This is a genomic window from Micromonospora sp. NPDC049048 (assembly GCF_043197615.1).
Classification (GTDB): Bacteria; Actinomycetota; Actinomycetes; order Mycobacteriales; family Micromonosporaceae; genus Micromonospora.
In genome coordinates, this window is record NZ_JBICTM010000016.1 from 1 (window position 1) to 21,856 (window position 21,856).

Genomic DNA, 21,856 nt, shown 5'->3' on the forward strand with positions numbered 1-21,856 from the left:
TACATTCCGAACCCGGAAGCTAAGCCCTCCAGCGCCGATGGTACTGCACTCGGGAGGGTGTGGGAGAGTAGGACACCGCCGGACAATCTTCCAGTCGAGGGCCGCCCCATCCGGGTCGGCCCTCGACTGCGTAGCGTCGTGGGTGGCGCAATCAGGAAGGATGTACCTGTGAGTTCAGGACCGCAGGGCGGAGACCGTCCGCGTCGCTACGAAGACCGCTCGGGTGGGCGTGAGGGATCTCCGCGCCGCGACGACCGGCCCCCGTACCGGGAGGACCGGGGCGGCCAGCGCGGCGGGTACGCCGGCGGCAGCCGCCGTGACGGCGACTCCCGCGGCGGCGACCGCCGTGAAGGCGGGTTCCGGTCTGCTCCCCGTGACGGCGACTTCCGCGGCGGCGACCGCCGCGAGGGCGGCTTCCGGTCTGGTCCGCGTGATGGCGACTCTCGTGGCGGTGCCTACCGTCGGGACGCCGGCGACCGTCCCGGTGGTTTCCGTGGTGGTGACCGCGAAGGCGGTTTCCGTGGCGGGGATCGTCGTGAGGGTGGTTTCCGTCGGGACGGCGACGAGCGCCCCGGTGGTTTCCGCGGTGGTGACCGTCGTGAGGGCGGCGACCGTCCCGGTGGCTTCCGTGGCGGTGACCGCGAGGGCGGTTTCCGTGGTGGTGACCGTCGTGAGGGTGGTTTCCGTTCGGGTCCGCCGCGTGAGGGTGGTTTCCGTGGCGGTGATCGTCGTGAGGGCGGTGACCGTCCCGGCGGCTTCCGTGGTGGCGACCGCCGTGAGGGCGGCGACCGCGCAGGTGGCTTCCGTGGTGGTGACCGCGAAGGTGGCTACCGTGGCGGGGATCGCCGTGAGGGCGGTGACCGTCCTGGTGGCTTCCGTGGTGGTGACCGCGAGGGCGGTTTCCGTGGCGGGGATCGTCGTGAGGGTGGTTTCCGTCGGGACGGCGACGAGCGCCCCGGTGGTTTCCGCGGCGGCGATCGACGTGAGGGCGGCGACCGTCCCGGTGGCTTCCGTGGCGGCGACCGCGCTGGCGGGTTCCGTGGTGGTGACCGCGAGGGTGGCTACCGTGGCGGGGATCGCCGTGAGGGCGGTGACCGTCCCGGCGGCTTCCGCGGTGGTGACCGCGAAGGCGGTTTCCGTGGTGGTGACCGTCGTGAAGGCGGCGACCGTCGTGAGGGTGGTTTCCGTTCGGGTCCGCCGCGTGAGGGTGGTTTCCGTGGTGGTGACCGTCGTGAGGGCGGCGACCGTCCCGGCGGTTTCCGCGGTGGTGACCGCGAGGGTGGCTACCGCGGTGGCGATCGCCGTGAGGGCGGCGACCGTCCCGGCGGTTTCCGCGGTGGTGACCGCGAGGGTGGCTACCGCGGTGGCGATCGCCGTGAGGGCGGCGACCGTCCCGGCGGTTTCCGTGGCGGTGACCGTGAAGGTGGCTTCCGTGGCGGTGACCGTCGTGAGGGTGGTTTCCGTTCGGGTCCGCCGCGTGAGGGTGGTTTCCGTGGCGGGGATCGCCGCGAGAGTGGTTTCCGTCGGGACGGCGACGAGCGCCCCGGTGGTTTCCGCGGTGGTGACCGTCGTGAGGGCGGCGACCGCGCAGGTGGCTTCCGTGGCGGCGACCGTGCCGGCGGGTTCCGCGGTGGTGACCGCGAGCGTGGTTACCGGGGCGGCGATCGCGACGGCGGTTACCGGGGCGGCGAGCGCCAGGGCGACCGACGCGAGGGTGGCTACCGTGGCGGGGACCGTCGCGACGAGCGGCGCGAGCGTCCGGAGGCGGAGGGGGAGCGTACTGCGGCCCCCGCGCTGCCCGACGAGATCGTCGCGACCGACCTCGACAAGGACGTCCGGGCCGAGCTGCTCTCGCTGGCGAAGCCGGTCGCCGAGACGGTTGCCCGGCACCTGGTGGCGACGGGGCAGCTGATCGACGACGACCCGGCCGAGGCGCTGGCGCACGCGCTGGCTGCCCGTCGGCTGGCGTCCCGGATCGCTGCCGTCCGCGAGGCGGTCGGCCTGGCCGCGTACCACGCGGGGGAGTGGCAGACCGCGATCGCGGAGCTGCGCACGTACCACCGGATGAGCGGCTTGCAGAGCCACCTGGCGGTGCTCGCGGACTGCGAGCGGGCGCTGGGCCGGCCGGAGCGGGCGATCGACCTGTTCCGTGGCGCGGACCGGGAGAAGCTGGACCGGGCCGTGGCGACGGAGCTGCTGATCGTGGCGGCCGGAGCGCGCGGCGACCTGGGCCAGAAGGACGCGGCCGTGGCCATGCTCCAGGTCCCCGACCTGACGAGTGAGACGGCTGAGTCGTGGACGGCGCGGCTGCGCTACGCGTACGCCGACGCGCTGCTCGCGGTCGATCGGCGCGACGAGGCCCGCGAGTGGTTCTCCCGGGCGGCCGACGTCGACACCGAGGGCGAGACCGACGCCGCCGAGCGGCTGCTGGAGCTCGACGGTGTGGTGATCGAGGGCGACGAGGAGGACGAGGAGAACGCCGAGGCGGTCGCCTCCGGCCCCGGCGCCCCGGGTGCGGTGCCGGCCCGACCGGACGCGGACCTCGGCGGCGACGGGGATGTCGACGACGACGCCGGGGACGACCCGGAGCCGGCCGACGAGCGGCGCGACGGGTCGGGGACCCGCGACGAGGGGCGGGACGAGGCCGTCGCGGCCGCGCCGGCGGACGACGAGCTGACCGACGACGCGACGGACGACGAGCTGACCGGCGACGACGCCGTCCGGCCGAGCGACGACGCCGACCGGCCGACCGGCGGCGACTCCGTTGCCGCCGCCGGTGATGTCGAGTCCACCGCCACCGGCGGTACGGACACCGCGCAGCGATGACGACGGGTGCCGGGGAACGGCTGGTCGACGGGTACGCCCTGGTCGTCTTCGACCTGGATGGCGTGATCTACCTGATCGACCGGCCGGTCCCCGGCGCGGTCGAGGCGGTCGGCCGGCTGCACGCCGAGGGCCGGTCGGTGGCGTACGCGACCAACAACGCCTCGCGTCGCTCCAGTGAGGTGGCTGACCTGCTCACCGGGATGGGCGTGCCCGCCCGGCCGGAAGAGGTGCTCACCTCTGCGGCGGCCGCCGCCGAACTGCTTCGCGACCGGCTTCCCGCCGGCGCCGCGGTGCTGGTCGTGGGCACCGAGGCGCTGCGGGCGGAGGTGCGCGCCGTGGGGCTCACCCCGGTGTCCCGGGCCGACGACGCGCCCCTCGCGGTCGTGCAGGGGTTCGGCCCGCAGGTGTGCTGGGCGGACCTGGCCGAGGCCTCGGTGGCCGTACGCGGCGGCGCGACCTGGGTCGCGACCAACACGGACCCGGCCCTGCCCAGCGGCCGGGGACCGCTGCCGGGCAACGGTGCCCTGGTGGCCGTGCTGCGTACCGCGCTCGGTCGGGATCCCGACGTGGTCGTCGGCAAACCCGAACCGGCACTGTTCGCCACGGCGGCCCACCGCGCCGGCGAGGGCCGGACGCTGCTGGTGGGCGACCGGCTGGACACCGACATCGAGGGCGCTCGGCGGGCCGGCCTGGACAGCCTGCTGGTGCTCACCGGCGTGAGCGACGCGGCCGAGTTGCTCGCCGCCCCGCCGCACCGCAGGCCCTCGTACGTCGCGATGGACCTGGCGGGGCTCTTCGACCCCGCGGCCGTCGTGCGGGTCCCGGGCACGGCGGACGACGGCGGATGGTCGGTGGCCGCGCGGGACGACATGTTGGAGCTGTCCGGGGCCGGTCGGCCGCTGGACGCCCTGGCGGCGCTCTGCGCGGTCGCGTGGTCGGTGCGGCCGGCGCCGATCCGTCCCGGGTCGGCCGAGGCGGAGAAGGCACTGGCCGAACTCGGCCTGGCCGGCTGACGGCGACCGGCACCGCCCTCAGAGCAGCTTGCGCAGCTTCATCAGGTCGAGCGGGTTCGCCTTGATCGACACCCGCCGGGACGTGACCGCGCGGGTGACGTCGAGGTCGCCGCGGACCAGTGCGAGCAGGTCGTCGCTGCTGGTGCTCAGCGCGATCTTGGCCTTCGGGTCGTCGCCGTCGGCCAGGTCGACCAGGCGACCGCCGGAGAGCCGGCCGTGGAAGGCGGTCTCCAGGTCGGTGATCCGGCAGGCCAGCGTACGGTCGAAGTCGACCTTCTCCCGTACCGTCTCCGCGTTGCGGTCCAGCCGGGTGGCAAGATCCCGCAACGCCTGCCGGCATTCGTCCACGCTGGCCACGATCGCCCCCTCGCCGCTCGCCACGCCGTCCTCCGGCACCGTACCCCACGGGGCGTCACGAGGTGCCCGGTAGCGTGGCACCTGCACACCCCCGCCCCGTGGAAGGAACCAGGCATGCAGGACGCGTGGCGCGCCTACCTCGAGTTGGCCATGGGCCTGACGGAGGCGCCCCGGAAGAAGGCCCAGGACGCGGTTCGCCGGGTCGTCGGCTCGGGCGGGGCGACCGCCGCCCAACTGCAGACGCTCGCCGAGGAACTGGTCTCCACCAGCGCTGCCAACCGTGAGGCGCTGGCCAAGCTGGTGCGGTTCGAGGTCGACCGCGCCCTCGGCGCGGTGGGGCTCGCCACCGCCGACGAGGTCGCCGAGCTGACCCGACGGGTGCACGAGCTGGAGCGCGAACTCCGGGACGCCAAGGCGCCCCTCGGGACCCCGCCGCCCGCGCCGGCCGGCACCGGCGCCCCGTCGACCGTCGACACCGAGCGGCCGGGCGCTCCGGGGGCCGCCGAGCCGGCCGTACCCAGCTCGGCGCCCCCCGCCCCGGTGGTCGGGTCGGCCGTGGCGAAGAAGGCCGTCGCCAAGAAGGCCGTCGCGAAGAAGGCGGTGGCCAAGAAGGCCGTCGCGAAGAAGGCGGTGGCCAAGAAGGCGGTCGCCAAGCGGACTCCGTCGGCCGTCGCCCCGGCCGAGGGCCCCGCGGAGCCGGTGCGGCCGGCGAAGAAGGCACCGGGCCGTAACCGGCCCTCGGAGGGCGAGGCGTGACCGGCCTGGTCCCGGCGGGGAGCGGGTCGTGAGCGGCCCGTTCCGACCGGGCCCGCCGCCCGGCCCCCGCCCCGGTCCGTCGGGCCCCGGCCCCGGCGGCTTCCGGCCCGGGCCGCCGCCCAGTGCCCGTCCGGCTCCGCCGCCCGGGTCCGGGCCCGTCGAGGACCTCGGCGAGGACGACCGGCATCCCGCGGTGGAGGCGGCCGTGCGGGCCATGGCCAACGCCGCGACCCTCGCCCCGGCCGACCAGATCGCGCAGTACGAGGCGGCGTACGAGACGCTGCGGGAAACGCTGGCCACCATCGACCAGGCCTGACCGACCGGAGAAGAACCACGCATGGCACGTCGTAACCGGCTGGATGCCGAACTCGTCCGCCGCGGCCTGGCCCGATCCCGGGAACAGGCCGCCGCGCTGGTGGAGGCCGGCCGGGTACAGCTGCGCGGCGTACCGGCCCGCAAGCCCGCCGCGATGGTCGATCCCGCCGATCCGCTCCTGGTCACCGGCGAGGACCCCGCCTCGGAGTACGTCTCCCGGGGCGGGCACAAGCTGGCCGGCGCGCTGGCCGCCTTCGCCCCCGGCGGGTTGACCGTCGCCGGCCGTCGGTGCCTCGACGCGGGCGCGTCCACCGGCGGCTTCACCGACGTGCTGCTGCGCGCCGACGCGGCGGAGGTGGTGGCCGTCGACGTCGGCTACGGGCAACTCGCGTGGCCGCTGCGCAACGACCCCCGGGTGCGGGTCTTCGAACGCACCAACGTCCGTACGCTCACGCCGGAGACCATCGACGGCCCGGTCGACCTCACGGTCGCCGACCTGTCGTTCATCTCGCTGCGGCTGGTCCTGCCGGCGCTGGCCGGCTGCACCCGGCCCGAAGGTGACCTGGCACTCATGGTGAAGCCGCAGTTCGAGGTCGGCAAGGAGCGGGTCGGTGCCGGCGGGGTGGTCCGCGATCCGTCGCTGCGGGCGGAGGCCGTGCTCGACGTGGCCGCCGCGGCGGCCCGCCTCGACCTTGGCCTCGCCGACGTGGCCGCGAGCCCGCTGCCGGGGCCGAGCGGCAACGTGGAGTTCTTCGTATGGTTACGCCGGGGCGCACCGCCGGCCGACCCGGAGCGGGTACGCGCCGTGGTGGCCGCCGGGCCGGGCGGCCCGGTGTCGTCCGGCGACCTGCCGGACGCGGCGACGGAGGAGGTGGCCGGGTGAGTGAGCTGGCGAGCCCCGCGCTCGCGGGCGTGCCGTGCGCGTGCCGCGCGGGCGCGACGGGACGGCCGTCCCGGTGAGCCGCACGGCCCTGCTGGTGACGCACACCGGTCGCCGGCGCAGCACCGAGCACGCCCGTGCCGTCGCCGCCGACCTCATCTCGGCCGGCTTCGAGGTGCGGGTCGTGGCGGAGGAGGCCGACGACCTCGACCTGCCCGGAGCGGTCCCGATGGCCGGCCTGGAGGCGGCCGAGGGCGCCGAGATCGTCTTCGCGCTCGGCGGGGACGGCACCTTCCTGCGCGCGGCGGAGCTGGCCCGTCCGGCGAAGGTGCCGCTGATCGGCATCAACCTCGGCAAGGTCGGCTTCCTCGCCGAGGCCGAGATCGACGACCTGGACAGCGCGGTACGTGACGTCGTCGAGCGCAACTACACCGTCGACGAGCGGCTCACCCTCGACGTGACCGCCGAGTTCGACGGTGGCCCGACCATCGAGTCCTGGGCGCTCAACGAGATCAGCGTCGAGAAGGGCGAGCGCGCCCAGATGCTGGAGCTGATGGTCGACGTGGACGGTCGCCCGCTGTCGCGGTACGGCTGCGACGGCGTGGTCTGCGCGACCCCCACCGGCTCGACGGCGTACGCGTTCTCCGGCGGCGGGCCGGTGGTCTGGCCGGAGGTGGAGGCCCTGCTGCTGGTGCCGATCAGCGCGCACGCGCTGTTCAGCCGTCCGCTGGTCACCGCGCCCACGTCCACGTTCGTCATCACCGTCGACCCGTTCACGACCCTCGCGGTGCTCTCCTGCGACGGCCGGCGGGTCTACGATCTGCCGCCCGGGGCGCGGGTCACCGTGCGCCGGGGCGCGCTGCCGGTGCGCGTCGTACGGCTGCGGGACCGCCCGTTCACCGACCGGCTGGTGGCGAAGTTCGACCTGCCCGTGCACGGCTGGCGCGGCAACCGTCGCTGATCCGCCGGCCGGCCGGCGCCTATCGGTGGCACCGGGGCCGCCCGGTGGTGGTGTCGGCGGGCGGACGCGCCGCAGCGACCACGCCGGCTGGTCAAGTGTCGGGGGCCGCGTCTACTGTCGGTTGCTGTGCTGGAAGAGCTGCGCATCACCGGACTGGGCGTCATCGAGGACACCACGCTGCCGTTGACCGGCGGCATGAACGTCATCACCGGCGAGACCGGTGCGGGCAAGACCATGGTGGTCACCGGCCTCGGGCTGCTCTTCGGGGGGCGTGCCGACGCCGGGCGGGTCCGCGCCCAGCCGGGCCGGGCGGTGGTCGAGGGCCGGCTACGGCTCGCGGGCCGCGTCGCCGCCTCCGTGCACGCGCGCATCAGCGACGCGGGTGGCGAGCCCGACGACGACGGCTCGGTGCTGCTGAGCCGTACCGTCACCGTGGAGGGCCGCTCCCGGGCGCACCTGGGCGGGCGGAGCATGCCGGTGTCGATGCTGGGCGAGGTGGGCGAGCAGGCGGTGGCCGTGCACGGCCAGTCCGACCAGTTGCGGCTGCTGCGGCCGGCCGAGCAGCGGGCCGCGCTGGACCGGTTCGCCGGCCCGGAGCACGAGAAGCTGCTCGACGCGCTGCGCGAGGCGTACGCCCGCTGGCGTGCGGTGGTCGACGACCTGGCCGACCGGCGGCGCAACGCCCGCGAGCGCAACCAGGAGGCCGACCTGCTGCGGCTCGGCCTCGACGAGATCACCCGGGTCGACCCGCAGCCCGGTGAGGACGACGAGCTGAAGGCGGAGGCGCAGCGGCTGGAGCACGCCGAGGGGCTGCGCACGGCGGCGCAGGTGGCCCACCAGTGCGTGGCCGGCGGCGTGGAGGCGGCCGACGAGACGCCGGACGCGACGGCGCTGCTCGGCACCGCCCGTCGCACCCTGGAGGCGCAGGCCGGCACCGACCCGGCACTGGGCGAGCTGGCGGCGCGGCTGGAGGAGGCGGCGACCCTCGTCACGGACGTCTCGGCCGAGCTGTCGGCCTACCTCGCCGCGCTCGACGCCGACCCGGCCCGGTTGCAGACCGTCTACGAGCGGCGGGCGGCGCTGCGCGCGCTCACCCGCAAGTACGCCGACGACGTCGACGGGGTGATCGCCTGGGCCGAGCACGCCCGCACCCGGCTGTCCGACCTGGACACCTCCGACGACCTCCTCGACGAGCTGGATCGGGAGGCGGCGCGGCTGGCCGCCGAGGTGGCCGACCTGGCCGGCCGGGTGTCGACGTCACGGCGGGAGGCGGCGAGCCGCTTTGCGGAGCAGGTCACCGTCGAGCTGGCCGGGCTGGCGATGCCGCACGCCCGGATCGAGGTGGCGGTGCTGCCCCGCGCGGCCGGCCGCACCGAGCCGGCCCTGCCGGTCAACGGCGTCGAGGTCGGCGTCGGGCCGGACGGCGGCGACGAGGTCGAGCTGCGCCTGCTGGCCCACCCGGGTGCGCCCTCGCTGCCGTTGCAGCGGGGTGCCTCCGGCGGTGAGCTGTCGCGGGTGATGCTCGCCATCGAGGTGGTCTTCGCCGGCTCGGGCGGGCCGCCCACGCTGGTCTTCGACGAGGTCGACGCCGGGGTCGGCGGTCAGGCCGCGGTGGAGATCGGCCGGCGGCTGGCCCGGCTGGCCCGCAGCCACCAGGTGCTCGTCGTCACCCACCTGCCGCAGGTGGCCGCGTTCGCCGACCGGCACCTGGTGGTGGCGAAGGACACGGGCGGGGCGGTCACCACGAGCGGGGTGCGGGTGGTGGAGGACACCGAGCGTGCCCGGGAGCTGGCCCGGATGCTCGCCGGTCTGCCCGACTCCGACCTGGGTATCGCGCACGCCGAGGAACTGCTGGCGGTGGCGGCCCGGGAAAGGCGCGCGTGAGGCCGGCGATTGTGAGCACAGGCACACCGGCCCACGCGGTAGTGTGCTTCCCTGGGTAGGCGGCCCTGCTCAGGCATGTCGCGACAGAATTGCCTGCCTCACATGCCAGGATGGTCACGATGCGTCTACCCACGTTGCGCCGGACCCGGAACACGGAACCGGGCAGGATCCTCGGCACCGCGCGCCTCGACCGCCGGACAAAGCGCCTGGTCGGCCGGCTGCGCCCTGGTGACATCGCGGTCATCGACCACGTCGACCTCGACCGTGTGGCCGCCGACTCGCTCGTCGCCGTCGGTGTCGGCGCCGTGCTCAACGCGAAGCCGTCGGTGTCCGGCCGCTATCCGAACCTCGGGCCCGAGGTGCTGGTCGCCGCCGGCATCCCCCTCCTGGACGACCTGGGCGAGGGGATCTTCGAGCGGATCCGCGAAGGCGACACCGTCCGCATCGAGGGCAACACCGTCTTCGTCGGCGACGAGCCGGTGGCGCACGGCAGCCTCCAGGACGCCGACACGGTGGCCAAGTCGATGGCCGACGCCCGGGAGGGGCTCTCGGTCCAGTTGGAGGCGTTCGCCGCCAACACGATGGACTACCTCCGCCAGGAGCGCGACCTGCTCCTCGACGGGGTCGGCGTGCCGGAGATCCAGACCGAGGTCCAGGGGCGGCACTGCCTGATCGTGGTGCGCGGCTACGACTACAAGGCCGACCTGGACGTGCTGCGCCCCTACATCCGCGAGTTCAAGCCCGTGCTGATCGGCGTGGACGGCGGCGCGGACGCGCTGGTGGAGGCCGGCTACACGCCCGACATGATCATCGGCGACATGGACTCGGTCACCGACGACGTGCTGCGCTGCGGCGCCGAGGTGATCGTGCACGCCTACCCGGACGGCCGGGCCCCCGGCCTGGCCCGGGTCAACGGCCTCGGCGTCCCGGCGGTGACCTTCCCGGCGGCGGCGACCAGCGAGGACCTGGCCATGCTGCTGGCCGACGAGAAGGGAGCCTCGCTGCTGGTCGCCGTCGGCACGCACGCCACCCTGGTCGAGTTCCTCGACAAGGGCCGGGGCGGAATGGCCTCCACGTTCCTGACCCGGCTGAAGGTCGGCGGCAAGCTGGTCGACGCCAAGGGCGTGAGCCGGCTCTACCGGCAGAGCATCTCCGGGTCGTCGCTGCTGCTGCTGGTGCTCTCCGCGATCGCGGCGATGGCGTCGGCGGTGGCGGTCTCCACCGTCGGCAAGGCGTATTTGGGCGTGGTCTCCGAGTGGTGGAACAATTTCGTGTTCCAGCTCGAACAGCTTTTCTAGCGTCCCACCGATCAAGAGGCGACAGGTGTGATCAACTTCCGGTACCACGTGGTGTCCCTGACCGCTGTCTTCCTCGCGCTGGCGATCGGGCTGGTGGTCGGCACCGCCGCCCTCAACGGCCCGGTGGCCGACTCGCTGAAGGAGAACGTCAACGGGCTGCGCAAGGACAACCAGTTGATGCGCCAGGCGGTCCAGAACATGGAGAAGGAGCTGGAACTCGAGGAGGAGTTCGCGGCCCAGATCGCGGAGGTCGTCCTGCCGGGCAAGCTGACCGGCAAGCGGGTGCTGGTGTTCAGCCTGCCCACCGGGCGCGACCACACCGAGGGCGTGGTCAAGATGCTCCAGCTCGCTGGGGCACAGGTGACCGGCCGCATCGACCTTCAGGACAAGTTCATCAACCCGGACAACAACAACAACCTGCTGGAGCTGGCCGTCGACGCGGCTCGCCCCACCAGCGCCCCGACGGCCGGGCTGCCCGGCAACGGGCACGGGGTCGAGACCTCGACCGCCCTGCTCGCCAGCGTGCTGCTCGACCGGGCGCCCGGCGCGACCCCGGTCAGCGAGGCCGACCGGCGGGCGGTGCTGGCCGCGTACACCAACGCCAACTACCTGACCACCCAGGGGGACCGGATCACCGCGGCGGCGGAGGCCGTCGTCGTGGTCAGCGGGCAGCCGTACGTCGACAAGGACTCGGCGAAGAAGGACGAGTCGGTGCTGAAGGTCGCCGAGCAGTTCGACCAGGCCGGAACGCTCGTCGTCGCCGGCAACGGCTCGGCCGGGGGCAACCTGGTGGCCGCCGTCCGGAGCGACCCGGTGCTCGTGCAGACCATCTCCACCGTCGACAACGCCAACACCAACCAGGGCCAGCTGGTCACCGCCCTCGCGTTGGTGCAACAGGTCACCGAGAAGAAGGCCGGTCAGTACGGTGTCGCCGACAACGCCACTTTGCTGCCTAGACTGCCCCAGTGATGCGACGACGTACCCCGGTGTCCGGATCCAGCCTCGCCGACGCACGGCGGGAGGGGGACGAGTGAGCCTGCTCGGTCGACTGCTGATCGCCGGCGCGGGCGCCGCCGCCGCCCGCTACGCCCTGCGCGAGGTGTGCACCTCACCGGCCGGGCCGGCGCTGGAGCGGACCAACTTCCGCGGCCGTACGGTCACCCTGGCCGCCGGTCCCGCCCTCGCGGCCGGCGCGGCCGGGGCGAGCGCGTTCGGCGCCTCCAGCGGCCCGTCGGGAGCCGCGGCCCTGGTCGCCGGGGTGGGTGCGGGGGCCGTCGGGCTCTACGACGACGTGGTCGGCGCCCGGCCGGAGCAGAAGACGGCCAAGGGCTTCGCCGGGCACCTGGCGGCGCTGCGCGAGGGCCGGGTCACCGCCGGACTGGTCAAGGTCGTCGGGGTGGGCGCGGCCGGTCTCGGCGCCGCCGCGCTGCTCGCCGCCGATCCCCGGGTCGCCGGGCACCGGCGTCGCCAGCGGCAGGGCCCGCTGGGCCGGGGCGTCGACGTGCTGCTGGGCGCCGGGGTCATCGCCGGCACCGCGAACCTGCTCAACCTGCTCGACCTGCGTCCCGGCCGGGCGCTGAAGTCCGGCCTCCTGCTCGGCGCCCCGCTGGCCGGCGGCCCGCACGGCGGGATCGCCGCCGGTGCCGTCGGCGCCGCCGCCGGGCTGCTCCCCGCCGACCTCGGCGAGGACGTGATGCTCGGCGACAGCGGCGCGAACGCGCTCGGCGCACTGCTCGGCGTGGCGCTGGCCGCGCGTACCGGGCCGCTCGGGCGGGCCGGGCTGCTCACCGTGCTCGCCGGTCTCACCGCGGCCAGCGAGAAGGTCAGCTTCACCCAGGTCATCCAGCGCACCCCCGGGCTGCGGGAGCTCGACGCACTGGGCCGGCGCGCCGACTGACGTGACGACCCGGGCACCCCTCGCCGGCGCCGGCCGCGTCGCCGGCGCCGCCGCGCTCATCGCCGTCCTCACCGTCCTCAGCCGGCTCGCCGGCTTCGGCCGTACCGCCGTCTTCACCTGGGTCGTGCAGAAGAGCGACCTCGGCGGCATGTACGTCATCGCCAACACCGCGCCGAACATCATCTTCGAGATCGTGGCCGGTGGCGCGCTGGCGAGCCTGGTCGTACCGCTGCTGGCCGGGCCGGTCGCGGCCGGCGACCGGCGCGCGGTGGCCGCGACCACCGGGGCCCTGCTCACCTGGACGGTCACCCTGCTGGTGCCGCTGGCCGTCCTGGTGGCGGTGGCGGCCGGCCCGATCGTGTCGCTGCTCAGCGAGGGGCGATCCGAGGCGGAGTTGGCGGCGGGCGCGCGGATGCTGCGGGTCTTCGCCCCGCAGTTGCCGCTCTACGGCATCGGCATCGTGCTCACCGGGGTGCTCCAGGCGCACCGCCGCTTCGCCTGGCCGGTCATCGCACCGCTGCTGTCCAGCCTCACCGTGATCGCGGTGTACCTCGTCTTCGGTGGCGTCGAGGGACGCGGCGTCAGCGTGGCGCGGGTGAGCGGTGGCGGCGAGCTGATCCTGTCCGCCGGCACCACGCTCGGCGTGGTGGTGCTGTCGCTGTCGCTGCTGATCCCGCTGCGCCGGCTGAGGGTGCGGCCCCGCCTCGGGTACGCCTTCCCGCCCGACGCCCGGGCGCGGGTGGGCGGGCTGGCGATGGCCGGGGCGATCACCGTCACCGCGCAGCAACTCGCGCTCCTGGTGCTGCTCAAGCGGGTCTCCGGCGGCCCGACCGGCTCGCCGCAGGTGTTCAACCTGGCCCAGACCATGTACCTGCTGCCCTGGGCGGTGCTGGCGGTGCCGCTGGCGGTGGCGGCGTACCCGACGTTGGCAACGGCCGCCGCCGCCGGGCGGCACGAGGAATACCGGCGTACCCTCTCGGCGACCGTGCGCGGGGTGCTGCTGTTCAGTTGCCTCGGCGCGGCGGCACTGGTCGGCACGGCCGGGCCGGTCGCCGCGTTCTTCTACCCGGACGACCCGGCCTCCACCGCCGCGGGCATCGTCGGCTTCGCCCCCGGGTTGCTCGGCTACGGCCTCTTCGCGGTGCTCTCCCGCGCCCTCTACGCCCGGGGGGACGCCCGCCCGGCCGCGGTCGCGATCACCGCCGGCTGGCTGGCGGTGCCCGTGGCGGCGGTGCCGCTGGCGGCCCTCCTGCCGGTGGCCGACCGGGTGCTCGCGGTCGCGCTGGCCAACTCGGTCGGGATGGTGCTGCTCGGCGGCCTGCTGCTCCTCGCGGTGCGGCGCTCTGCGGGACGGCTCGCGCTCTCCGGGGCGGCCCGCGCCGGCGCCGCCGGACTCCTCGCCGGCGCCCTGGCCGCGCTCGCCGGAACGGCTCTGGCGCGCTGGCTCGACACGGTCGGCGGCGGCACCCCGACGACACCGGGCGCACTCGTGCAGGGCATGCTGTCCGGAGTTCTGGTCGGCGTCGTTTTCCTCGCCGTCGTCTGGCTGGTCGACCGGCAGGACGTGACGCCGCTGCTCGCCGGGGTGCTCCGGCGCCTAGGCAGGGCGGGCCGGCGCGGGCCGACGGCCCCCGCCGAGGAGACGGGCGAGGGCGACATCCCCCCGGAACGGGGTGGCGGGAAGGAGACGGTGTCCCGGTGAGCGGGTGCAGGACGGGTGACCGACCGACGGCGACCGGAAAGCGGGGGTGGTCGCGGTGACGACACCGGCACCGGTTCCCTCCTGGCACGGCACGGTGGCCCTGCTGCTCGCCTCCAGCACCGGCGGCGTCGGGCAGCACGTCCGCTCGCTGGCGCGGGGCCTGACCGACGCGGGCGCCTCCGTGCTGGTCTGCGGGCCCGCCGCGACGCAGGAGCAGTTCGACTTCACGGCCACCGGCGCCCGCTTCCTGCCGGTCGAGATCCCGGCCAGCCCCACGCCGGCGGACGCCCGGGCGGTCGGCGCGCTGCGCCGGGCGCTCGCCGCCGAGCAGGTCGACGTGCTGCACGCCCACGGCCTGCGGGCCGGGCTGGTCGCCGTCCTGGCCCGGCCGGCCGCCCCGCTCGTGGTGACCTGGCACAACGCGGTACTCGCCGGTGGCCTGCGGGGCGGCGTGTCGCGCCTCGTCGAGCGGGTGGTGGCCCGAGGCGCCCGGGTGGCGCTCGGGGCCTCCGCCGACCTCGTCGAGCGGGCCGCCGCGCTGGGCGCGACGGACGCCCGGCTCGCCCCGGTCGCCGCGCCGGCACTGCCCGCGCCGCGCCGCCGCCGGGCCGCCGTCCGCGCCGAGTTCGGCGTCGGCCAGGACCGGCCGCTGATCCTCTCCGTCGGCCGGCTGCACCCCCAGAAGCGCTACGACGTGCTCATCGACGCGGCCGGCCGGTGGCGTACGCGGACCCCGGCGCCGGTCGTGGTGATCGCCGGCAGCGGCCCCGCCTACCTGCCGCTGGCCGCCCGGATCTCCGCCGCCCGGGCCCCGGTGACCCTGCTCGGGCACCGCACCGACGTGGGTGACCTGCTCGCCGGGGCCGACCTGGCGGTGGTGACCAGCGACTGGGAAGCCCGCCAGCTCTTCGCGCAGGAGGCGATGCGGGCCGGCGTACCGCTGGTGGCGACCGCGGTCGGCGGCCTGCCGGAGCTGGTCGGCGACGCCGCGGTGCTGGTGCCGCCCGGGGACGTGGACGCCGTCGACGCGGCCGTGCGTGACCTGCTCGACGACGAGGCCCGGCGGGCCGAGCTGGCGCGGCGCGGCGCCGAGCGGGCCGCGACCTGGCCCAGCGAGGCGGACACCCTGGCCCAACTGGCGGCGCTCTACGCCGAGCTGGCCCCGCACGCCGCCGGGCCGACGACCCCGGGCGCCGACGCCCCGTCGACGGGACACCGGTGATGTGGCGCAGAATCGCCCCGATCCTGCTCACCCTCGTCGTGGTGGTGCTGGGCATCACCGCGCTGACCGTGCGTCCCGACCGGGAGGCCCCGGGGCGCACCGCCGACTTCGTCGTGCTGGCGGGAGTCGCCGGGCTGCGCTGGGAGGACGTCGACCCGCAGACCACGCCGACGTTGTGGCGGATGGCCCAGGACGGCTCCATCGGCTCCCTGTCGGTGCGGTCCGCGCACCGGCCGACCTGCCCCGTCGACGGCTGGCTGACCCTCGGCGCCGGCAGCTACGCCGCCTGGAACGGCAGCCGGCAGGTCGGGGGCTGCCCGCCGGCCCAGGTGACGGTCGAGCAGCCCGACGGCATCGGCGCGAACCTGCCCGACCAGGAGAGCGTCGTCCTGCACAACCAGGAGCGGCTGCCCTGGGGTGCGGTGCCCGGCGCGCTCTCGGAGTCGGTGCGCTGCTCGGTGGCGGTCGGGCCCGGCGCGGCCGTGGCCGCCGCCCGGCCGTTCGGCCGCGTCGACCGGTACGCGTCGGCGCTGCCCGCGGACCCGACGGACCTGCTCGGCTCCTGCGTACTGAGCATCGTCGACCTCGGCACGGTGGCCGGCGAGGACAAGGCCGCCCGCGCCTCGGCCGCGCGGGAGGCCGACGCCCGCCTGGCCCGGGTGCTGGCCGCCCGGCCGCCCCGCTCGCTGGTGCTCGTCGCGGGGGTGTCCGACACCGACGCCCCGTCGCGGCTGCACGTCGCCGTCGCCGACGGGCCGGGCTGGGAGCGCGGCTGGCTCACCTCCGCCAGTACGGGACGCGAGGGCTACCTGCAACTGGTCGACCTCGCGCCGACCGCGCTCACCGCGCTGGGCCGGCCGATGCCGCAGCGGCTCTTCCTCGGCCGGCCGGCCGAGTCGGTCGGCGGGCGGCCGGCGGACCTCGCCGCCGCGATCGCCGAGCCCGCCGACGCCGACCGGGAGGCGGCCGCCCAGCGTCGGGTGGCGGACTGGTTCTTCACCCTGCTGGCCGGCGCCCAGGTGCTGCTGGCGGTGGCGGTGCTGCCGCTGCTGCGCCGGGCCCGCCGGCACGCCGGCCCGTACGGCCCGGAGCCGGTCTCGCCGCGGGTGGTGGCGGTGGTGGAGCTGCTGCTGATCGCGGCGGCCCTCGCCGTGCCGGCCGCCCTGCTCGCCGACGTCGTGCCCTGGTGGCGCGGGGAACACGCCGGCGTGTACTTCGCCGGGGTGACCGTGCTGCTGCTGGTCGCCGCGACCGCCGTGGTCCGGCTCGCGCCGGGGCACGCGGGCACCCTCGGGCCGCTCGGGGCGGTGGCCGGCCTGACCACGCTGACCGTGGGCATGGACGTGCTCACCGGCGCCCGCCTCCAGCTCAACGGGGTGGTCGGCTACTCCGCCCTGGAGGGCGGCCGGTACGCCGGACTGGGCACCGTCGGGCTCGGCGTGTTCACGGCCGGCGCCCTGCTGAGCGCGGGCTGGCTGGCCCAGCGGGTCCGTCGGTCCTGGCGGCCGCCCGTGATGGTGGCCGTCGGCGGCGCCGCCGTGCTGGTCGTCGGCAGCCCGTACCTGGGGGCGGATCCGATCGGCGCGATCGCGCTGACCGCCGGCCTGAGCGTCGCCGCGGCGATCAGCGCCGGCGGCTGGCTGACGATCAGCCGGCTGGCCTGGGCCACCATGGCGGGGCTGGCGCTGACCATCGGCTTCGCGGTGCTCGACCTGCGCCGGCCCGCCGCCGAACGGGGCAGCCTCGGCCGGTTCCTGGCCGCCGTCGGCGACGGCACCGGTGGGCTCACCGTGCACCGTTCCAGTACGGCGAACTTCGAGACCCTGGTCAACAGCCCGCTGACCGTGCTGGCCCTGGCCGGCGCCCTGCTGGTCTGGTTCGCCCTGCTCCAACCGTGGGGCGGGCTGAAACGGCTGTTCGGCATCTACCCGGCGATGCGGGCGGCGATGGCCGGCACCGCCGTCGCCGCCGTGATCGGCGGGGTGCTGGCCGGCGACGCCCTGGACGTCGCCGGCGCGGCCGCCGCCGTGGTGGTGCCGATGGCGGCGCTGGCCGCGCTGCGGGTGCTCGACCACTCCACCGACCGTACGCAGCCCGACGCGGGTCGCCAGCGCGACGAGGGACCCGGTGGGTCGGGCGGTGAATCGGGCGGTGACACCGGCGGCGGTCCGGACGGCGACGGTCCGGACGACGACGGCCCGGACCGGCCGGCGCCGGCCGGTGCGGGGACGGGCACCGCCCGTACGTCGGATCCGGGCGGGGGAGCGGCCGTGGCGCCGACGCCCCCGGCCCCGCGCTCCCCGGGACCGGCGGGCGGGGCGCAGGGCCCGACGTCGGGCTCCGACGTCGGGCAGCGCGCACCGGTCGCCCGGTCATCGAGCGAGGTCACCGCCTCCTGAGGCGCACCCGGCCCGCCCGCCGCCCGGTCCGGGTGCGCCCAGCGGGCGGGCCGGGAGAGGTGTTACCGTGGAATCCCGTGGATCGCGTGATCACTTGGCTGATCGGCACGGCGGTCTGCACGACCGCGACGGACGACACGGGAGCAGGCCTTGGCCCCTTCAGCACGGACGACCAGGCACATTTTCGTCACCGGGGGAGTCGCCTCCTCGCTGGGTAAGGGCCTCACCGCCTCCAGCCTCGGCAACCTGCTCACCGCGCGCGGCCTGCGCGTGGTCATGCAGAAGCTCGACCCCTACCTCAACGTCGACCCGGGGACGATGAACCCGTTCCAGCACGGCGAGGTCTTCGTCACGGAGGACGGCGCCGAGACCGACCTCGACGTCGGGCACTACGAGCGGTTCCTGGACCGGGCACTCTCCGGCAAGGCGAACGTGACCACCGGCCAGATCTACTCGGAGGTGATCGCCAAGGAGCGGCGCGGCGAGTACCTGGGCGACACCGTCCAGGTCATCCCGCACATCACCAACGAGATCAAGTCGCGGATCCTGGCGATGGCCGACCCGGACGAGGACGGCCAGGTGCCGGACGTGGTGATCACCGAGGTCGGCGGCACCGTCGGCGACATCGAGTCGCTGCCGTTCCTGGAGGCGATCCGTCAGGTCCGCCACGACCTGGGCCGCGACAACTGCTTCTACCTGCACGTCTCGCTGGTGCCCTACCTGGCGCCCTCGGGCGAGCTGAAGACCAAGCCGACCCAGCACTCCGTGGCCCAGCTGCGCAGCATCGGCATCCAGCCCGACGCGCTGGTGCTGCGCTGCGACCGGGAGATCCCCGACAAGGTCAAGCAGAAGCTGTCGCTCTACTGCGACGTCGACCGCGAGGCCGTCACCGCCGCCCCGGACGCGCCGAGCATCTACGACATCCCCAAGGTGCTGCACCGCGAGGGCCTCGACGCGTACGTGGTGCGCCGGCTCGGCCTCTCCTTCCGTGACGTCGACTGGGTCAGCTGGGACGACCTGCTGGACCGGGTGCACCAGCCCCGGCACACCGTCACCGTCGCCGTGGTCGGCAAGTACGTCGACCTGCCCGACGCGTACCTGTCGGTCAGCGAGGCGATCCGGGCGGCCGGCTTCGGCCACCGGGCCCGGGTGCAGCTGCGCTGGGTGCCCAGCGACGACTGCGTCACCGCGTCCGGCGCGGCGGCCGCCCTGGCCGGCGTCGACGGCATCGTCATCCCGGGCGGCTTCGGGGTGCGTGGCATCGAGGGCAAGATCGGCACCGCCCGCTACGCCCGCGAGAACGGCATCCCGCTGCTCGGCCTCTGCCTCGGCCTGCAGTGCATGACCATCGACGTGGCGCGGCACCTCGCCGGCCTGGAGGGCGCCAACTCGCTGGAGTTCGACGAGGAGGCGGCGCACCCGGTCATCGCCACGATGGCCGACCAGGAGGACATCGTCGCCGGCAGGGGCGACCTGGGCGGCACCATGCGGCTGGGGGCGTACCCGGCGGCGCTCACCGAGGGCTCGCTGGTCGCCGAGGCGTACGGCAGCACCGAGGTCAGCGAGCGGCACCGGCACCGGTACGAGGTGAACAACGCCTACCGCGACGCGCTGACCAAGGCGGGTCTGCACATCTCCGGCACCTCGCCCGACGGGCGGCTGGTCGAGTTCATCGAGCTGGACCGGGGCCTGCACCCGTTCTTCGTCGCCACCCAGGCGCACCCGGAGCTGAAGAGCCGCCCGACCCGTCCGCACCCACTCTTCGCCTCGTTCGTGAAGGCGGCGGTGGCCTACTCGGAGGCCGACCAGCTCCCGGTCGACCTGGACGCGGCCGAGAGCGCGGCGAAGCTGGACGAGGGCACCGCGGCGAAGAACGCCGCCCGCAACGGCGCCGCCGCGAAGGCGACGTCGGCCTCGTGAGCGGGCGCGGCGAGGCGAGCACCGGCCACGGCGGCGTGGCGTCGGCGTCGGGCGAGCACGGCGGGCCGGTCCCGGCGACCGGCGACGTGAGCGCCGTGGCGCACCGCTACGAGGTGCGTTCGCGTACCGAGCGCTACCGGGGTCGGATCTTCGACGTGGTCAGCGAAGAGGTGACCATGCCGGGCGGCGGGACGGGCGTGCGCGACGTCGTGCGGCACGTCGGGGCGGTCGCCGTGGTGGCGCTCGACGCGGCCGGCCAGGTGGTGCTGATCCGCCAGTACCGGCACGCGGTCGGGCGGCACCTGTGGGAGCTGCCCGCGGGGCTGACCGACGTCTCCGGCGAGGACCTCGCCGCCGCCGCGGTCCGGGAGCTGGCCGAGGAGGTCGACCTGACCGCCGGGCGGGTCGACGTCCTGGTGGACCTGCACAGCTCGCCGGGCTTCACCAACGAACTGGTCCGGGTCTTCCTGGCCCGCGACCTGACCGCCGTGCCGGCGGAGCAGCGCCACGAGCGCCGCGACGAGGAGGCCGACCTCCAGGTCCTGCGCGTCGACCTGGACGAGGCGGTCCGCATGGTCCTCGCGGGCGAGATCACCAACGCCTCCTGTGTGGCCGGACTGCTCGCCGCCGTCCGGGCCCGCGACACCGGCTGGGCGGTGCTGCGCCGGGCCGACGCGCCGCTGCCGGGCTGAGCCGGGGAACGCGAAGGGGCCGTGCGGTACGCCGCACGGCCCCTTTCGTTGTTGCGGACCTGGTCAGTCGCGCAGCGGCCGGCCCTGCCCGTCGACGCCACCGTTGATCAGGATCAGGACGCCGTCGATGAGGCCCCAGATGCCACCGATGCCGCAGGTCACCAGGGAGACGATGAGCTGGATGACGCCGGTCTTGGTGTCGCCCATGTAGAAGCGGCCGACGCCGAAGGTGCCGAGCACGATCTGCAGGACGCCCGCGACGACCTTGCTCTTGTCGGAGACACCCGACGGGTAGCCGGGCTGGTAAGGAGGTGTGGTCATGAGGCGTCACCCTAGTGATCGACTCGCCTCCTGTCCGCAGCGGGACCCGAAGAGTGGGACGATGATGGACAACACTGTCCTGACGGCTGAGGTACGGGTCCCACCGCCGGCCCCTTTCATGCCTGACACATCGTCAGCGGGTGCGGCCACCGGATGTCACTGTGCTGCCTCATCGGGAGCGGTCCCGCGCCTAGACTGCCGCCGGCGGGACCGGTGGACCGCGGTGGCAAAGGGGCCTCCGTGGCACCGCGCAGTCGGGGGAGCGCAGCCCCGAAGAGAGGTGTCTGCATCGTGAAGGTCGGAATCCCCCGCGAGGTCAAGAACCACGAGTACCGCGTGGCGATCACGCCGGCGGGCGTCAACGAGTTCGTCCGCAGCGGTCACCAGGTCTTCGTCGAGTCCGGCGCCGGAGTCGGATCCAGCATCGGCGACGACGAGTTCGCCGCCGCCGGGGCCAAGATCCTGGCGACCGCCGACGAGGTGTGGGAGACCGCCGAGCTGGTGCTCAAGGTCAAGGAGCCGATCGCCGAGGAGTACCACCGGATGCGTGCCGGGCAGGTGCTCTTCACCTACCTGCACCTGGCCGCCTCGAAGGCGTGCACCGACGCGCTCGTCGACCGCAAGGTCACCGGCATCGCGTACGAGACCGTCGAGCTGCCCGACCGGTCGCTGCCGCTGCTCGCCCCGATGTCCGAGGTGGCCGGCCGGCTCGCCCCGCAGGTGGGCGCGTACCACCTGCAGCGGCAGGGCGGCGGGCGCGGCATCCTGATGGGCGGCGTCTCCGGCGTGTACGCCGCGAAGACCGTCGTCATCGGCGCCGGCGTCTCCGGCATGAACGCCGCCGCGATCGCGCTGGGCCTGCAGGCCGAGGTGCTGCTGCTGGACAAGAACGTGGCGCGGCTGCGGCAGGCCGACGCCATCTACCGCGGTCACCTCCAGACGGTGGCCTCCAACGCGTACGAGATCGAGCGGGCCGTGCTGGACGCGGACCTGGTCATCGGCGCGGTCCTGGTGCCCGGCGCGAAGGCCCCGACCCTGATCTCCAACGAGCTGGTCTCCCGGATGAAGCCGGGCAGCGTGCTGGTCGACATCTCCATCGACCAGGGCGGCTGCTTCGAGGACTCGCGCCCCACCACGCACGCCGAGCCGACCTACCAGGTGCACGACTCGATCTTCTACTGCGTGGCGAACATGCCGGGCGCGGTGCCGCACACCAGCACCTACGCGCTCACCAACGTCACCCTGCCGTACGCGCTGGAACTGGCCAACCACGGCTGGCGCGAGGCGCTGCGCCGCGACCCGGCGCTGGCGCTGGGCCTGAACACCCACGACGGCCAGGTCACCTACGGCCCGGTTGCCGAGGCGCACGGCATGCCGGCCCTCGCGTTGGCCGACGCGCTGGCCTGAGGGGTG

General features: G+C 75.0%; 19 protein-coding genes. 16 read left to right on the plus strand and 3 right to left on the minus strand.

Going from position 1 to position 21,856, the window contains the following annotated elements; genetic code table 11:
* Positions 1–174: 174 nt before the first annotated feature.
* Positions 175–1,944, minus strand: a complete 1,770-nt coding sequence (locus tag ACGFIG_RS30080) for a hypothetical protein (protein ID WP_393008713.1) — start codon at positions 1,942–1,944, stop codon at positions 175–177.
* Between ACGFIG_RS30080 and ACGFIG_RS30085 the strand changes: the two genes are divergently transcribed.
* Together ACGFIG_RS30085 and ACGFIG_RS30090 are read left to right on the plus strand one after the other, a co-directional pair.
* Positions 1,846–2,826, plus strand: coding sequence for a Replicase polyprotein 1ab (locus ACGFIG_RS30085; RefSeq protein WP_393008705.1), 981 nt, complete (start codon positions 1,846–1,848; stop codon positions 2,824–2,826). The genes ACGFIG_RS30080 and ACGFIG_RS30085 overlap by 99 nt on opposite strands.
* Positions 2,823–3,839: an HAD-IIA family hydrolase gene (locus ACGFIG_RS30090; protein WP_393008649.1), complete on the plus strand. Its 1,017-nt coding sequence runs from the start codon at positions 2,823–2,825 to the stop codon at positions 3,837–3,839. The genes ACGFIG_RS30085 and ACGFIG_RS30090 overlap by 4 nt, the downstream gene beginning before the upstream one ends.
* Positions 3,840–3,857: 18 nt before the next feature.
* On the opposite strand, the gene ACGFIG_RS30095 is transcribed toward ACGFIG_RS30090, so the two are convergent.
* Positions 3,858–4,196: an SCP2 sterol-binding domain-containing protein gene (locus ACGFIG_RS30095; RefSeq protein ID WP_393008707.1), complete on the minus strand. Its 339-nt coding sequence runs from the start codon at positions 4,194–4,196 to the stop codon at positions 3,858–3,860.
* A 114-nt stretch (positions 4,197–4,310) separates the two neighbouring features.
* Here ACGFIG_RS30095 and ACGFIG_RS30100 point away from each other — a divergent pair, with 114 nt between their 5' ends.
* The 13 genes from ACGFIG_RS30100 (at position 4,311) to ACGFIG_RS30160 (ending at position 20,122) form a co-directional block, all read left to right on the plus strand.
* Positions 4,311–4,952, plus strand: coding sequence for a hypothetical protein (locus ACGFIG_RS30100; RefSeq protein WP_393008651.1), 642 nt, complete (start codon positions 4,311–4,313; stop codon positions 4,950–4,952).
* A 28-nt stretch (positions 4,953–4,980) separates the two neighbouring features.
* Positions 4,981–5,268 carry a hypothetical protein gene (locus tag ACGFIG_RS30105; protein WP_393008653.1) on the plus strand — a complete coding sequence of 96 codons (288 nt, stop codon included), beginning with the start codon at positions 4,981–4,983 and terminating at the stop codon, positions 5,266–5,268.
* Between the two features lie 21 nt (positions 5,269–5,289).
* A complete protein-coding gene (locus tag ACGFIG_RS30110; protein WP_393008655.1) occupies positions 5,290–6,150 on the plus strand; it encodes a TlyA family RNA methyltransferase in 861 nt (286 codons plus the stop codon).
* Positions 6,151–6,223: 73 nt separating this feature from the next.
* Positions 6,224–7,108: an NAD kinase gene (locus ACGFIG_RS30115; protein WP_393008657.1), complete on the plus strand. Its 885-nt coding sequence runs from the start codon at positions 6,224–6,226 to the stop codon at positions 7,106–7,108.
* Between the two features lie 126 nt (positions 7,109–7,234).
* Positions 7,235–8,992 carry a DNA repair protein RecN gene (gene recN, locus ACGFIG_RS30120; RefSeq protein WP_393008659.1) on the plus strand — a complete coding sequence of 586 codons (1,758 nt, stop codon included), beginning with the start codon at positions 7,235–7,237 and terminating at the stop codon, positions 8,990–8,992.
* A 119-nt stretch (positions 8,993–9,111) separates the two neighbouring features.
* Positions 9,112–10,290 (plus strand): putative cytokinetic ring protein SteA, encoded by a 1,179-nt coding sequence (gene steA, locus ACGFIG_RS30125; protein ID WP_393008661.1) that lies wholly within the window; start codon positions 9,112–9,114, stop codon positions 10,288–10,290.
* Between the two features lie 27 nt (positions 10,291–10,317).
* Positions 10,318–11,259 (plus strand): copper transporter, encoded by a 942-nt coding sequence (locus ACGFIG_RS30130; protein ID WP_393008663.1) that lies wholly within the window; start codon positions 10,318–10,320, stop codon positions 11,257–11,259.
* Positions 11,260–11,320: 61 nt separating this feature from the next.
* Positions 11,321–12,187 (plus strand): hypothetical protein, encoded by an 867-nt coding sequence (locus ACGFIG_RS30135; RefSeq protein WP_393008664.1) that lies wholly within the window; start codon positions 11,321–11,323, stop codon positions 12,185–12,187.
* Between the two features lies 1 nt (position 12,188).
* Positions 12,189–13,889 (plus strand): murein biosynthesis integral membrane protein MurJ, encoded by a 1,701-nt coding sequence (gene murJ / locus ACGFIG_RS30140; protein WP_393008666.1) that lies wholly within the window; start codon positions 12,189–12,191, stop codon positions 13,887–13,889.
* 55 nt (positions 13,890–13,944) lie between these two features.
* A complete protein-coding gene (locus ACGFIG_RS30145; RefSeq protein ID WP_393008668.1) occupies positions 13,945–15,111 on the plus strand; it encodes a glycosyltransferase family 4 protein in 1,167 nt (388 codons plus the stop codon).
* Positions 15,111–17,510: a hypothetical protein gene (locus tag ACGFIG_RS30150; RefSeq protein WP_393008670.1), complete on the plus strand. Its 2,400-nt coding sequence runs from the start codon at positions 15,111–15,113 to the stop codon at positions 17,508–17,510. Before ACGFIG_RS30145 ends, ACGFIG_RS30150 begins: the two co-directional genes overlap by 1 nt.
* Before the next feature lie 150 nt (positions 17,511–17,660).
* A complete protein-coding gene (locus ACGFIG_RS30155) occupies positions 17,661–19,430 on the plus strand; it encodes a CTP synthase (RefSeq protein ID WP_393008672.1) in 1,770 nt (589 codons plus the stop codon).
* Between the two features lie 86 nt (positions 19,431–19,516).
* Entirely contained in the window at positions 19,517–20,122 is a 606-nt protein-coding gene (locus tag ACGFIG_RS30160) for an NUDIX domain-containing protein (RefSeq protein ID WP_393008709.1), read from the plus strand.
* Positions 20,123–20,185: 63 nt separating this feature from the next.
* Here the strand turns inward: ACGFIG_RS30160 and ACGFIG_RS30165 are convergent, their stop codons facing one another.
* On the minus strand, positions 20,186–20,443 hold the full coding sequence (locus tag ACGFIG_RS30165; protein WP_393008674.1) for a TM2 domain-containing protein: 258 nt from the start codon (positions 20,441–20,443) through the stop codon (positions 20,186–20,188).
* A gap of 291 nt (positions 20,444–20,734) precedes the next feature.
* Between ACGFIG_RS30165 and ald the strand changes: the two genes are divergently transcribed.
* On the plus strand, positions 20,735–21,850 hold the full coding sequence (gene ald, locus ACGFIG_RS30170; protein ID WP_393008676.1) for an alanine dehydrogenase: 1,116 nt from the start codon (positions 20,735–20,737) through the stop codon (positions 21,848–21,850).
* Positions 21,851–21,856 lie beyond the last annotated feature (6 nt).